11 protein-coding genes are annotated in these 13840 nt (G+C 48.2%); 10 read left to right on the forward strand and 1 reads right to left on the reverse strand.

All coding sequences use genetic code 11. The features are described 5' to 3' along the window. Positions 1–11 precede the first annotated feature (11 nt). From LSG34_RS15785 to LSG34_RS15830, 10 genes are all read left to right on the forward strand, one after another. The gene (locus LSG34_RS15785) at positions 12–920 is read left to right on the forward strand and encodes a hypothetical protein (RefSeq protein ID WP_233010066.1); all 909 of its coding nucleotides are present in this window, start codon (positions 12–14) and stop codon (positions 918–920) included. Then, positions 920–2248, forward strand: a complete 1329-nt coding sequence (locus LSG34_RS15790) for a DUF2271 domain-containing protein (RefSeq protein WP_233010067.1) — start codon at positions 920–922, stop codon at positions 2246–2248. The genes LSG34_RS15785 and LSG34_RS15790 overlap by 1 nt, the downstream gene beginning before the upstream one ends. 212 nt (positions 2249–2460) lie before the next feature. Beyond that, the gene (locus tag LSG34_RS15795; protein WP_233010068.1) at positions 2461–4791 is read left to right on the forward strand and encodes a TonB-dependent hemoglobin/transferrin/lactoferrin family receptor; all 2331 of its coding nucleotides are present in this window, start codon (positions 2461–2463) and stop codon (positions 4789–4791) included. Positions 4792–4856: 65 nt separating this feature from the next. Beyond that, positions 4857–5282 (forward strand): hypothetical protein, encoded by a 426-nt coding sequence (locus LSG34_RS15800; protein WP_233010069.1) that lies wholly within the window; start codon positions 4857–4859, stop codon positions 5280–5282. Positions 5283–5330: 48 nt separating this feature from the next. After that, a complete protein-coding gene (locus LSG34_RS15805) occupies positions 5331–6086 on the forward strand; it encodes a ZIP family metal transporter (protein ID WP_233010070.1) in 756 nt (251 codons plus the stop codon). Positions 6087–6378: 292 nt separating this feature from the next. Then, positions 6379–7158, forward strand: coding sequence for a DeoR/GlpR family DNA-binding transcription regulator (locus LSG34_RS15810; protein ID WP_233010071.1), 780 nt, complete (start codon positions 6379–6381; stop codon positions 7156–7158). A gap of 6 nt (positions 7159–7164) precedes the next feature. Beyond that, positions 7165–8994, forward strand: coding sequence for a glutamine--fructose-6-phosphate transaminase (isomerizing) (gene glmS / locus LSG34_RS15815; protein WP_233010072.1), 1830 nt, complete (start codon positions 7165–7167; stop codon positions 8992–8994). 258 nt (positions 8995–9252) lie between these two features. Beyond that, entirely contained in the window at positions 9253–9678 is a 426-nt protein-coding gene (locus LSG34_RS15820; protein ID WP_233010073.1) for a YeeE/YedE family protein, read from the forward strand. A gap of 84 nt (positions 9679–9762) precedes the next feature. Then, positions 9763–10188 carry a DUF6691 family protein gene (locus LSG34_RS15825; RefSeq protein ID WP_233010074.1) on the forward strand — a complete coding sequence of 142 codons (426 nt, stop codon included), beginning with the start codon at positions 9763–9765 and terminating at the stop codon, positions 10186–10188. Positions 10189–10299: 111 nt separating this feature from the next. Next, entirely contained in the window at positions 10300–11517 is a 1218-nt protein-coding gene (locus LSG34_RS15830) for an ATP-binding cassette domain-containing protein (RefSeq protein WP_233010075.1), read from the forward strand. A gap of 38 nt (positions 11518–11555) precedes the next feature. Here the strand turns inward: LSG34_RS15830 and LSG34_RS15835 are convergent, their stop codons facing one another. Next, positions 11556–13793 carry a TonB-dependent siderophore receptor gene (locus LSG34_RS15835; protein WP_233010076.1) on the reverse strand — a complete coding sequence of 746 codons (2238 nt, stop codon included), beginning with the start codon at positions 13791–13793 and terminating at the stop codon, positions 11556–11558. Positions 13794–13840: the final 47 nt, after the last annotated feature.

Here is a 13840-nt window from a genome sequence, read left to right on the forward strand (position 1 = left end):
AGGAGTTTATGATGCAACGCAGAAGCACAGCCCTTACTTTATTTTTAGCCATCACCAGCTGCTATTTAGCAGCAGATGAAAAAGCACCAAAAAAACCGGCTCATCAGCCTACAGCTCAGGGCAAAGCCAGTTTTATTCAGGATTACGATCTGGATAAAGACGGCACTGTCAGTCAGGCCGAATTTGAGCAGGTGCGCCAGCAGCGTTACAGCGCTATGGACGAGAACAAAGATGGTCAGGTGTCGGTGGACGAGTACGTTAATGAATATGCGGGTCGTTTGGATAAAAAACTCGATACCGAACGCACAGGCCAAATCAAACAAACGCTGGTGCGTATTGAAGCGCTGGATAAAAACAAAAGTAAAACCATAGGCCAAAACGAATACAAGGCCTCTGGTGATAAAGCTTTTGTCTATATAGATACCAATAAAGATGGTGTCATAAGCTCCGCTGACCCTCTGCCAGAGCGTGAGCGTAAACCTGATGCTAAACAAACAGTGCGTGCCCGTCCGGCTTTAGTGATGCCAACGACCCATAGTGTGGTTGGTATGTTGGATATGTATGACCAGAATGGCGACGGTAAGGTCGACAAGGTTGAATACCAACAACAACGTGATGCCGCTTTTGCCCGTACTGATCTGAATAAAAATGGCGAGCTGAGCAGCGATGAATACCTGAATGAGTTTGTGGACCGTCTGGATCGTCAAATCGCTAAAACCCGTACCGCTCAGTTAAAGCAGGCTGCAGTGCGCTTTAAAGCCCTGGATAAAGACAACAGTCAGCAAATCAGCGCGACTGAGTTTAATGCCTCAGGCGAACGTATGTTCAAACGCTGGGATACAGATTTAAACCAGCAAGTGACTATGGCTGAAGCTCTGCCTGTTATTAAGAACGAACAAACCAAAGGTACGGCTGAGTAATGAAACACTTTGTCTGGCCTTTGACGCTGTTATCGTTAAGTCCTGTGCTGGTGCTGGCAAAGCCTGTCAGCTATCAGCAGGATGTTGCAGGGAAGCAGCTGAAACTGCAGCTGGAAGGCGTCAGCCAAAAGGACTGGCAGGCCAGACTACCCCAGTTTCAGCACTGGTTAGCTGCTGCTAAACCAAAACTGCATGAGTTAATTCAGCTCTGTGAAGAATGGCGAGCGCTAAGTCAGCAAAGTTACAGCTGCCGTTTAGGAGCTATAGCACAACAATGGCAACAAGCCGCAAAAACCCAAGTGTTACCGGACAGAGTGGAGTTACGCCGTCAAACCAGAGCCATAGAGCAGCAAGTCGTTTCAGTAGCTAATTACAATACTGTGGTATGGCAGTTGGACGGGTTAGCCAATGCCCGCTTGCTGGACGATACCGCTGCACTGCTAAAAAGCTGGTTCCCAGGGTTAAAGCAGATGGATTTACAATCTGGTGTCAGCCGCCTGTTATGGTCTGATGCACTTAGCACAAAGCTGAGTCTGGGCACTGAACAGCCGTTGTTACAGCAATTGCAACTGAGTTCAGTAGCTTTAGCTCAGACTGAAACTGCTGATACTCAGCAAGGGTACAAAGTGTCGTACCGGACTTTTAGCCCGCTATTGAACCCGGCAGAAGGCTGGCCAGTGGAATACGGCCCAACAGCCACAGTGTTGGCTAAAGATGCAGTCACAGCTTATTTACTGGCGCAAAGTCTGGCGGTGCTGGATCTGAAACAGGGCCAACAGCTCACCGAGCAACAGCAGGCCGCAGCTTTAATCAAAACTGATTCGGCCAACTGGTACGCGTCCAACTCCTGGTATCACTATCTGGCGGATAAAAGCCAAAGTCAGCAGCAGGGGCTGCAGATCAGCTATCAGTTACCCAAATTTACTGATGGCAATTACAAAAGACCTTATGTTTCGGTATGGCTGACCGATCAGCAGAAAAAACCTGTGCGCCAAATCAGTTTGGTCGGCCAGCAAAGCCGCTGGTATCAGGAGCTGAATCACTGGTGGCGTCGGTTGGGTCGGAAAAATCCGGAACAAATTGATCAGATTGCCGGAGCTACCCAAAAGCCTGGCACTTATCAGCTGCAGTGGGATGGTCGTGATCAACAAGGTGCTGTGGTGCCATGGGGTCAGTACCAGTTGCATCTGGAAGTGGCGCGTGAACATGGTGGCCATGAACATTTAACTCTGCCGCTGAATTGGCAAGCCGATCTGAAGCCGGTGGAGCTACAAGGTGAAGCTGAACTCGGGCTGGTGCGCCTGCAGCTTCAGAGCAAAGACGGCTAAGTTTTTAAAATCAAATTCCTGTTGAGTTGCCTCCCAACTCCTGCTGTTCTCCCTATTCTCTGGATAGGGAGTTTTTTGTGTTTTAAAATTATAAGTCATTGATATATATAAAAATAAATTGAACTTTGTTGTTGAGAATAGTTCTCATTTGATCTAGCATAACGCCATCCTGTGGACTTACCACAAGTCTTTAGCTCGTCAAGGAGAGCGTCATGCCCTGTTCTAAAACTTTAATTGCTGTTGCTATCAGCAGCTTATTTTCCACCTCCCTGTTGGCAGAAGTTGCAGCTGAAGAGGCCGCAAAAGATTTGTCGCAACTGGATGCTGTGACTGTCACTGCTACTGCGCTTGAAGATAAAAAATCGACCACAGCTAATAGCACAGTGATTAAAGCTAAGCAGCTGGAACAGCAGCAGGTGCAGCGTTTAGAAGATATGGTGCGTTATATCCCAGGTGTCAGCCTGACTGATCAGGGCCGTTTTGGTTCTGCCGGCTTTAACATCCGTGGTCTGGAAGGCAATCAGGTGGCTATTACGGTTGACGGTTTGTCTGTAGGTGAAACCTTAAACCCGCCCACTTATGCTTTTTATGATTTCTTTGCGGCCGGCCGTGGTGGTATAGACCCGGATGCGGTGAAACAAATTGAAATTGTTAAAGGTGCTGATGCCATAGCTGCAGGCAGTGGCTCTTTAGGTGGCGCCGTGCTTTTTGTCACTAAAGATGCTGCTGACTATTTAGAACCGGAAGGCAACGATACTTTTGTCCGGTTAAAAGCGGCTTACAGTGGTGCCAATGATGAAACTCAGGGCACTGTGACAGTGGCAAACCGTAGTGGCAAGTTGGAAGCTTTGGCCGTGCTGACCAAAAGGGAAGGCCACGAAATGGAAAACTATGCCGACTCAGCCGAACGTCAGGCCATTACAGGTTCAGGCCGCCCTGTTGCCGATCCGCAGGACAACAGCAGCCACAATATACTGACCAAATTAAAGTACCAGCTGACTGAGACTCAGGATATTGGCCTGACCGCTGAGTTATTCAAAGCAGATATCGACACCAACAACTTATCCTGGTTAAGCCGCAGCTACCTGACCCGTACCAGTGACGATCAGCAGGAGCGCAGCCGTATTGGCCTGAAATACAATTGGTTAGCTGGTCATCAGTTATTTGATGCCTTCTCAACCAGCCTGGATTATCAGAAAACCAATAACGACGCTTTCACTTTGATGCTGGCCCCAGCCAGTGCAGCCCGTTTATGTACTACGGGTCCTTGTTACCGCAGTGAAGACCGCGATTACCAGCAGGATTTGTTGAAATGGGCTTTTGCCTTGGATAAAGAACTACAAACTCAGGGCAGCAGCCATCAACTGGTGTACGGCGGTGCTTTGGAGCAAAAGTCTGTCGATTTTTCTGCCATTGATACCAGCTACGTTGGCCAGACCATGGAAATTGCCCGGCAAGATATAGACCCGGATTTTGTGCCTGAAACAGACGCTGACTTATGGCATCTTTACATACGCGACAGCATTAAATTTAACGATAGTGCTTTTAGCTTAACCAGCGGTCTGCGTTACGATCATGTGTCGTACAAACCCCAGTTAAATGATGGCTTTACCGATGTGACAGGTACAGTGCAGGACAGTAGCTTCAGCGCAGTAACAGGTCAGTTAGTGGGTAACTATCAGCTGACAGAACAGCAAAGTGTAGCGCTGCAGCTGGGCCGTGGTTTCCGTGCACCAAGTACAGAAGAAATGTACTTCCAGACTGCGTTGACCAGCCGCACTGAACAAGCCACAGGCGTGGTCGTGCCGGGTTTATACAGTTCGTTGTCCAACCCAAACTTAGAAGCTGAATACAGCACCAACCTGGAACTGGCTTACCAATGGCAAGGTGATAACAGCAGGATCAAAGTGGCGGTGTTTAAAGATAACTACCGCGACATGATTGCTACTGTTACCAAAGTACAAAACCCGGGCACTGTGTATGAAGACTGCTCCAGTTTTGGCTGTAACACTACGCAAGGTAATCCGTACACAGTGAACGAAAACGTTGGTGATGTAGATGTCACAGGCGTCGAGTTGCAGGGTGCCTGGCGCTTTAATCAAAGCTGGAGTGCTCAGTTCTCTTATAGCCATCATGAAGGTGAAAAAGACAATGGCGACCCGCTGATCACCATAAGCCCGGACAAACTGGTTGCTGGGGTCAGCTACCGCGCAACCGACTGGTGGAGTCTGGCGGCTAACTTAAGTTACAGCTCAGAAGTGAAAGCTAAAGATGCTTACGAAACGGAAGAAGACGGTACTCAAACTCAATTAGTCACCTATCTACCAAAAAGTGCTAGTGTGGTGGATTTAGTCAGCAATATGGAGTTTGGCGACAATTGGTTACTGAACCTCGGTGTTTATAACCTGCTTGATAAAGAATACTACCGCTGGGAGCGTATTCGTTATGCCGCCAGCAGTAGAAACAATATCAGTGCCGACGGTATTCAGCGTTACAGCGAACCGGGCCGTTATGCCAAATTGAGTGTCAGTTACAGTTTCTAAACTGCTTTACCCTGGTCTTTTGAGATCATGCTCAACCACCTGCTGGGAAGACAGGTGGTTTTTTTATGTCCAGGGAAGGACGGTATGTCGCAACTGTCTGGGTGATAACGGTCTTTCGAAATGCCAACAGTTTGGCATTTCGCCTTTATCACGCCTTCACCTCTGGCGAAGGCCGGATGGTTGTTGCGACTATGTCGCCACCATCCTTGGCGCATTTCGGCCAGTGGACAGAGCCACTAGCGCTCATCCGGACATTGCCAAACTGTTGGCAATGCTATTTCCGGCTTCGCCCTTCGGGCCAATACTTTGCATTGTTAAAAATCGTTCCAGACGATTTTTTATTCGCAGCCATCCATGGCGCTCACCTTTCGGGCCAATGCTTCGCATTGTTAAAAATCGTTCCTGACGATTTTTTCTTTAAAAAACAAAGATCCGATCGGGGAAAAAACGTTATAATGTCACAGGTTTTTCGACTGGCTGCTGCTGCCTGAACCTGACTATTTTTATCCGCTGTTATTTCCCATAGGACAGGATTTTTTATGTTAACTCTGTTTATCCTGCTGGCTGCCTTTTTGGTGATGCTGGTGTCCCTGTCCGGGGCCGTGTTATTTCTGCTGCCGCAAAGCAAACTGCAACGTTTTTTACCGCTGATTTTAAGCCTGGCTGTGGGCGTATTGCTGGCTAATGCCTTTTTGCATTTATTGCCGGACGCGCTGCAGCATCAGGAGTCGCATCGTCAGCTCTTTGGCTGGGTATTAGCGGGTTTATTAGGTTTTTATTTTCTGGAACGTGCACTGCAACATGGTCATCCGCAGCTGCCGGACCAGGCTATAAACACAGCCAGCTACGGAAAAGTGAATCTGGCAGCGGATGGAGTTCACAATTTTATTGATGGTGTACTGATAGCAGGCAGTTTTCTGGTCGACCCTTTATTGGGGGTCACTACCACTGTGGCTATTCTGATCCATGAAATTCCGCAAGAAATTGCCGATGTTGCTGTATTACTGCATGCCGGATTCAGCCGTAAAAAAGCTTTGTTGTATAACCTGTTATCGGCCAGCGCTTGTGTTTTAGGTGCAGTAGCCACCTTAACCATCAGTCACTGGTTAACGCCGAATCTGAATATTTTATTGGCTATTACAGCCGGTGCTTTTATATATCTGGCCAGCGCCGACTTAATGCCGCTGCTGCGCAAAAATGTCGAACAACCCCTTTGGTTACATGGCCTGATGATGGGGCTTGGTGTTTTACTGATGTTGTTATTGATTGGCCCAGAAGCTTCACATCAACATTAAATAGCCGTCGTACTTGAAGCTGCTGCTTTGTTGACTGCGCGCCTCGCCGCAACATCAATTACTTAGGCTATAGCCGTCGCACTTGAGGGCGGCACGCATTCGTTTTGATTCACCCATTAGACGGTCGGGTTCAAGACCCGCCCCTACGCTTTTTTTTAACATCCCCCTATAGAGTCCCTATACATCATTCTCCACGGATCTCTCCAGCAAAAGCTAAATTTAACTTTCACTCTTGCACTTATCTTTCGTTTCTGTAAAATATCTTTCGAAACGAAACTTAAATGACTGGCAGATGAACAAACGAAACACCCAACAACGCCGCCGCGCTATTCTTGACCTGCTGAATCTGCAGGGAGAAGTTAGTGTTGAGCAGTTGGCCCATCACTTTGAAACCTCTGAAGTTACGGTTCGTAAAGACTTAGCTGCGCTGGAAAATAACGGTTTGTTATTGCGCCGTTATGGTGGTGCTGTGCAAGTTCCACATGAACTGATCCAGGAAGCTGCAGTCGAAAAAGTTTCAGAACGAAAGCAAATTCTGGCCAAAGCCGCTGCAGAGCTTATTCGTGATCACAACCGCATTATTCTCGACAGCGGCAGCACCACAGCAGCTTTATTGCCAGAACTGTCGCATAAACAAGGTTTAGTGGTGATGACCAATTCCTTGTCTATTGCCAATGCATTACGTGAACTGGAAAACGAACCTACGCTGCTGATGACAGGTGGCAGCTGGGACCCTCAGTCTGAGGCTTTTCAGGGCCAGCTGGCGGAACAGGTATTGCGTGCATACGATTTTGATCAGCTGTTTATTGGTGCCGATGGCATTGATCTGCAGCGTGGTACTACTACTTTTAATGAGCTGACCAGCTTAAGCCGGGTAATGGCCGAAGTGGCGCGTGAAGTGGTGGTGATGGTGGAGTCCGACAAAATAGGTCGGAAAATCCACAACTTAGAATTGCCCTGGTCGTCTATTAAAATACTGGTAACAGACGACAAGTTACCCGCCAGCGCAAAACAACAAATAGAACAACAAGGCGTAAAGGTGATTTGCGCCCCCCTTGGATCAGTGGAGTAAGACTTTATGTGTGGAATAGTAGGTGCTGTAGCACAACGTGACGTAGTAGACATTCTGGTCGAGGGCTTACGCCGTCTGGAATACCGCGGTTATGACTCTGCCGGTGTGGCCATCATCAGCCCAACAGGCGAATTACAACGTATCCGCCGTTTAGGTAAAGTAAAAGAACTGTCTGACGCAGTAAAATTAACCCCTGTTGTTGGCGGCACTGGTATAGCACACACCCGCTGGGCTACACACGGCGAACCTTCAGAGCGTAACGCTCACCCACACGTTTCCGGCAATATTTCTGTGGTGCACAACGGCATTATCGAAAACCATGGCCCGCTGCGTGAAATGTTAAAAGCCAAAGGTTATGTGTTTAATTCAGACACTGACACTGAGGTTATTGCGCACTTAGTGGCTGAAGAAATGAAAACCGCTGGTTCTTTGTTAGCTGCAGTACAAACTGCGGTAAAACAATTTAACGGCGCTTACGGCACTGTATTGATGGACCAAAACGACCCAAGCCATTTAGTTGTGGCCCGTTCAGGCAGCCCATTGGTGATAGGTTTTGGTATCGGCGAAAACTTTATCGCTTCTGACCAGTTAGCTCTGTTACCAGTGACCCGTCGTTTTATGTTTTTAGAAGAAGGCGACGTGGCCGAAATTACCCGTACCAGCGTGACTGTGTACGACAAAAACGGCAAACAAGTAGAGCGCACTATTACTGAATCCACCGCCAGCTACGACGCAGGTGACAAAGGTCAGTACCGTCACTTTATGCTGAAAGAAATCTACGAACAGCCACATGCCATCAACAACACCTTAGAAGGTCGTTTAGGTTCTGATTCAGTGCTGGACGAAACTTTTGGTAACGGCGCAGCTGAACTGTTCAAAAAAGTACGTCACGTGCAAATCGTTGCCTGCGGTACTTCGTACCACTCAGGCATGGTAGCCCGTTATTGGCTGGAGTCTTTAGGTGGCATTTCCTGTAACGTGGAAATTGCATCTGAATTCCGTTACCGCAAATCTTTTGTCCAACCAGGTAGCTTGTTGGTCAGCATTTCCCAGTCTGGTGAAACTGCAGATACATTAGCGGCCTTACGTTTAGCCAAAGAAGCAGGTTATATCGGCAGCTTAACTATTTGTAACGTAGCCGGTTCTTCACTGGTACGTGAATCGGATCTCGCCTTTATGACCCGTGCTGGTGCTGAAATTGGTGTGGCTTCCACTAAAGCTTTCACCACTCAGCTGGTTGGTTTGTCTATGCTGACGCTGGCTATTGGTAAATACAATGGTTTAACTGTTGAGCAGCAAAAGGATATGGTGCAGGCATTAAAAACTCTGCCAGCTAAACTGGAAGAAACCTTAACGCTAGCGCCAAAAATCGAAGCTTTGGCGACAGAATTTGCCGACAAGCACCACTCTTTGTTCTTAGGCCGTGGCGACCAGTATCCTATCGCTATGGAAGGCGCGCTGAAGTTAAAAGAAATTTCTTACATTCACGCTGAAGCTTATGCCGCAGGCGAGCTGAAACACGGCCCATTAGCGCTGATTGACGCTGATATGCCAATTATTGTGGTAGCGCCAAACAACGAACTGCTGGAAAAACTGCAGTCAAACGTGGAAGAAGTACGTGCCCGCGGCGGCATCATGTACATCTTCGCTGATGTGGATGCTCACTTTAAATCAGACGCAACGCAGCGTGTGATCAGCGTGCCACACGTGCACCCGTTGATTGCACCAATCATCTACACCATCCCGCTGCAGTTATTAAGCTACTACGTCGCCATTATCAAAGGCACAGACGTAGACCAGCCACGTAACCTGGCGAAGTCGGTGACTGTAGAGTAAGTTTTTGATTTAAAATTAATTTTTGTTAAGGCCCGGGTGTTCCCCGGGCTTTTTTTATCCGCAACAAAAGCCTGACTTACCTACCTCACCTTATGGCTGCATAGCTGCAACTCAGGGTTTATTCTCTGTATCTTTAATTTTGTTTTTTAGTGTTCACTAATATATCAAAAAGGTATATGCTTATACTTATATCGCAGTTTGTTGCTTGCAAAATAAGCTAGCGTGCCACTTCAGCGTTATCTGAAATAGAGGTTACTTATGATTGACTGGTCTCAATTTACGCCGCAATCGGCTTTAACGGGCGGGCTGATGATTGGGCTCGCCTGTGCTTTGTTGTGGTTATTGAACGGTCGTATCGCTGGGATCAGTGGTATTACGGCAGGAGTTTTGAGCTCTTCCGGCGCTGAGCGGCAGTGGAGGCTGGCTTTTGTTCTGGGGCTGGTATTGTCTTCCTGGGTTTGGTTGCTGCTGGCTCCCTTGCCTGTCTCTCAGGTAACGAGCAATTACTGGTTATTAGCTATTGCAGGGGTATTAGTTGGTTTTGGTGCTCGTTTAGGCTCTGGCTGTACCAGCGGTCACGGCATCTGTGGTTTATCCCGTCTGTCAGGACGTTCTTTGGTCGCTACTGTTACCTTTATGGCCGTTGCTGTGGCCACAGTTTTTATTGTGCGTCATGTCGTTTAAGGGGAAAGTGATGAAAAATTGGCAGGATAGACAATTTTCACAGCCGCAGGCTGCCCTTCAGGGTGCTGCACATGGAGGTGCTGTATGAAAAAACACTGGATTTTATCCCTAAGCGCTTTTATCTGCGGCTTGCTGTTTGGGTTGGGGTTATTAATGGCTGGTATGGCGAACCCGGCCAAAGTTCTGGGGTTTTTAGATATAGCAGGCCTTTGGGATCCGTCTTTAGCTTTGGTCATGCTTGGCGCTATAGCTGTTGCTTTTATCGCTTTTAGGGTGAGTAAAACCATGCCGCAGAGCCTGTTAAAAACGAAATTTCACTGGCCTGAAGCAACTGCTATTACCCGCCCTTTATTGGCTGGCAGTGCTTTGTTTGGCTTAGGTTGGGGTTTAGTCGGATTATGCCCAGGACCTGCTTTAGTGCTGGCTGGCACAGGTTCTGTCGAAGGCCTGGTTTTTATTGTGTTTATGCTGATGGGGATCCGGCTGGTGGATTACGTTCAGGCAAGGTGATCTGCTGGACGAACAAAACCAGTTATGCGACTGTACAAGTAAAAAGCAAAAGGTATTCAAAAGACTGCCTTTCCACAAGCTTCAAACCGTAAAAGCTGAGCCTGACTACCCATGCATTGCGCTATTTACCTGAAAAGTTCGGATGATAAAAAGCTGCTGATCCAGCAGTTACAAAATGATGGTGCTGGCGCTGCTATGGGCCTGCAACTGACCGGTCAGGGGGCTTTGTATTCGGCTTTAACACTGGAGCAATTTCTGGCGGAAGAATACCGGCATGGCCGGGATGACTTAACTGCAGGCCAACCGCAAGCTCTGGCGTCTTTGTCTGAAGGGGAACAAAAACGCCTTTTGCTGGATTATTTACTGGCATCTAAACCTGATTATCTGATCCTCGACAACCTGTTTGATAGCCTGGATTTGGCCGGGCAGCAGATGATAGAACAGCGCCTGCACCAGCTGCAGCATCAAATTCCTTTGGTTCAATTGCTGAGTCGCCGCCGGGACAAACTGGCTTTTATTCATTCTCAGTTCCGGTTGCAGAACAAGCAGCTTGTGCCGGATGAGGGCGTCAACGCCGCACTACCAGAGCTAAAAGGCAATATTCCCCCTGCTGCGGATCAGCCTGCACTGTTGGACCCTTTGTTGATCAGTATGCGGGATTTGCAGGTCAGTTATGGCGACAAAGCTGTATTAAACGGTATTAACTGGGATATCCGCGCCGGTGAATTCTGGCAACTACATGGCCCAAATGGTGCGGGTAAAAGTACTTTAGTACAGCTGATTAACGGCGAAAGCACGAAGGGCTATGGCCAGCAGCTGTATTTATTCGGCCGGAAAAAAGGCAGTGGCGAAAGTATCTGGGATATTAAGAAAAACATTGGCTGTTTTACCCGGGTGATGGTACAGAATTTCAGCAGCCACGACAGTGTGGAAAATATGCTGATCTCTGGCTTTTTTGACTCTGTCGGTTTGTATCAACAGCCTTCAGCTATTCATCAAAGATTGGCGGCACAGTGGCTTGAGCTAGTCGGTATGACTGCTTATGCCAAACTGCCTTTTGCGCATCTGGGCGCCGGACAACAACGTTTAATTCTGGCGATGCGTGCTATGGTGAAACACCCGCCTTTGTTATTGCTGGATGAACCCCTGGTCGGGTTAGATGACGAAGAAAGTGCGGTGCTGATAGCGCTGATCAACCGCATGGCATCGGCCAGAACCTGCGCTATTGTGTATATCTCACACCGGGCTGAAATTGGTTTAACTGCAGATGCTGTATTTGAGCTTATTCCTTGTGCAACAGGTTCTGTTGGACTGATTAAAAGGCCTTAGTGGTAAGGCCTTTTAATCCTTTACTTCAATAGCTTGGCTTAATAACTCCAGCGCAAACTCACTAATACTCTGGCTGGCTGACCATAATAACCGCCATTAAAAAAACCAATGTTGCGGTAGTATTTTTTATCCAGCACATTGGTGAAGTTACCGGACAAACTCAGGTCTTTACTCAGGTTGTACCTTAACATTAAATCAAGCAGCGTATAACCGCCCTGTTTGGCCAGGCCTGTGGCTGTCAAAGGTGAACCGTCTGCTTTAAATGCTCCGGTCGGAATAGTCATCAGACGGGAAATATCACTTTGTATTGTCACGCCGCCACCCAGCATCCAATTGTCCAGCTGATAGGTTGTATTCAGCTTTAACAGATGTTTGGCTGTGTCTGTTGAATAGCGGCTGCCGTCGGCATTTTTGCTGCTGACAAAGGTGTAACCCCCGGTGATATTCCATTGCGGGTTTAAAGCACCTGATACCTCAAGCTCGGCCCCTTTGGTGCTAATGCCATCCACCTGACGATAAGGCGTTGAGCCATCTGGCAGCGGATCGGCGCCATCAATAGGTTCAGCTACATTGTCCTGCAACATACGGAAACCACTTAAGGCCAGGTAAAGCTGATCATCATAAAACCCGCCTTTTACACCAAACTCATAGTTAGTGGCCGTTAACGGGTCCAGTTGCTGGTCGTTGATGTCTCGCACCGATTGAGGGCTAAACACCTCGGCATAGCTGGCAAAGGCTGAGATTTGCTCTGTGAGCTGATACATCAGACCGCTGTAAGGCGTAAATTTGTCATCCGATACTTCGGCCGTGCTGGTTAAGGCTCCTGCCAGCGCTGGGTTAGTGGAGGTACTGAAGTTATCTGTCACTGTTTTCACTTCGGTGTAACGACCACCCAGCAGTACGTCCAGTTGATCCAGCGGGTTTAGTTTGATGGCTCCATACAAACCTGATTGATCGCCATTCTCTACACGGGAAGGAAAACCACGCTCGCTGACTGTAGGTGCAGTAATATCACCATCCCAGTCATAAATGCTGGGGAATAAAATAGCAGTGCCTTTAGTGGGCAAACCATAGTTGCGCTGCAAAGTAGTGGCCATAGTGTCTTGTTGTTGGTCGTAATAGTTTGCACCCAACATGGCCTGATGTTCGCGGCCAAACAAAGTCAAAGGCCCGGTCAGATAACCGTCAAAAGACTCTTCTGTGGTTTCACCCACACTGAATGTATCCACCAGATATAAACCTAAGCCGGTGGTTTTATCCGGGAAGGTTTGGCTGTTTGAACCCGCCATCAGCAAGCTGCGGGTATCAGTCCAGCGTTTGTTATAGGCAAAACGACCGACCCAGTCGCCGAGCTCCTGCTCAGCTACCACAAAAGCATTGGTATTATCCCTCTCCCAACGGTTCCATTTAGCGCCACCACTCCAGGAGCGTGATAAGTCAGTGGCTGTGCCGTCAGTGAAAAACAACGGCGTGGCACTCCAGGCTCCTCCTTTGGAATCTGTACTTAATTGATCCACGCCAAAACGGATCCGGGTGCTGTCGGTTAAATCTGCTTCCATTACGCCATACAGGCTGGGAGAGCTATCTTTCTGGTAATTTACATAGCTGCCGCGGTCGGTATAAGCACCTACAAAACGACCCCGCAGCGTACCGCTGTCTGTCAGAGGGCCACCAAGATCCAGCTCGGCTCTTTGGTAATCCCATGAGCCATAAGTCAGATTTGTGCTGGCAGAAAAATCATAACCAGGTCTTTTACGCACCAGATTGACTGTGGCAGAAGGGTCGCCTGTGCCTGTGACTAAACCTGCAGCGCCACGCACCACTTCTACTCTTTCATAGACGGAGGTGTCGCTCATAATGCTGTTGCCGCTGGCGCCAACGTTAAAGTTGGACGGAATACCATCCAGCTGGAAGTTGGTTACAGTAAAACCACGGGCCTGAAAACGGGTTCTGTTGCTATCGTAAGATTGGGTCGTAATGCCCGGGGTTTGCTCCATCACTTCGGCAATAGTGATCAGGTTAAAGTCTTCAATACGCTCACGGGTAAACACAGTAATAGCGTGTGGCGTCTCTTTTAACGACAGTGGTAGTTTAGTGGCGGTATTGGTTTCGCTCACCTGATACTTCTCGGTATGGCCAACCACCAGAATACGGTCAATTTCCGGCTCTTTTTTGGTGTTTTGTTGTTGGGCTGTCGCCTGTTGTGCCGCAAGCGCAGTCAGTGTCGATAAAGCTGTAACAATCAGCTGCTGGCTGTGTTTTTTGCTAAAGCGCATGAAAACTTCTCCTTTCTCAAAATGGATCGCAAAACACAAGTCGTTGA

Origin of the sequence: Rheinheimera faecalis (assembly GCF_021290965.1) — a bacterium.
In the GTDB taxonomy this organism is placed as follows: domain Bacteria; phylum Pseudomonadota; class Gammaproteobacteria; order Enterobacterales; family Alteromonadaceae; genus Pararheinheimera; species Pararheinheimera faecalis.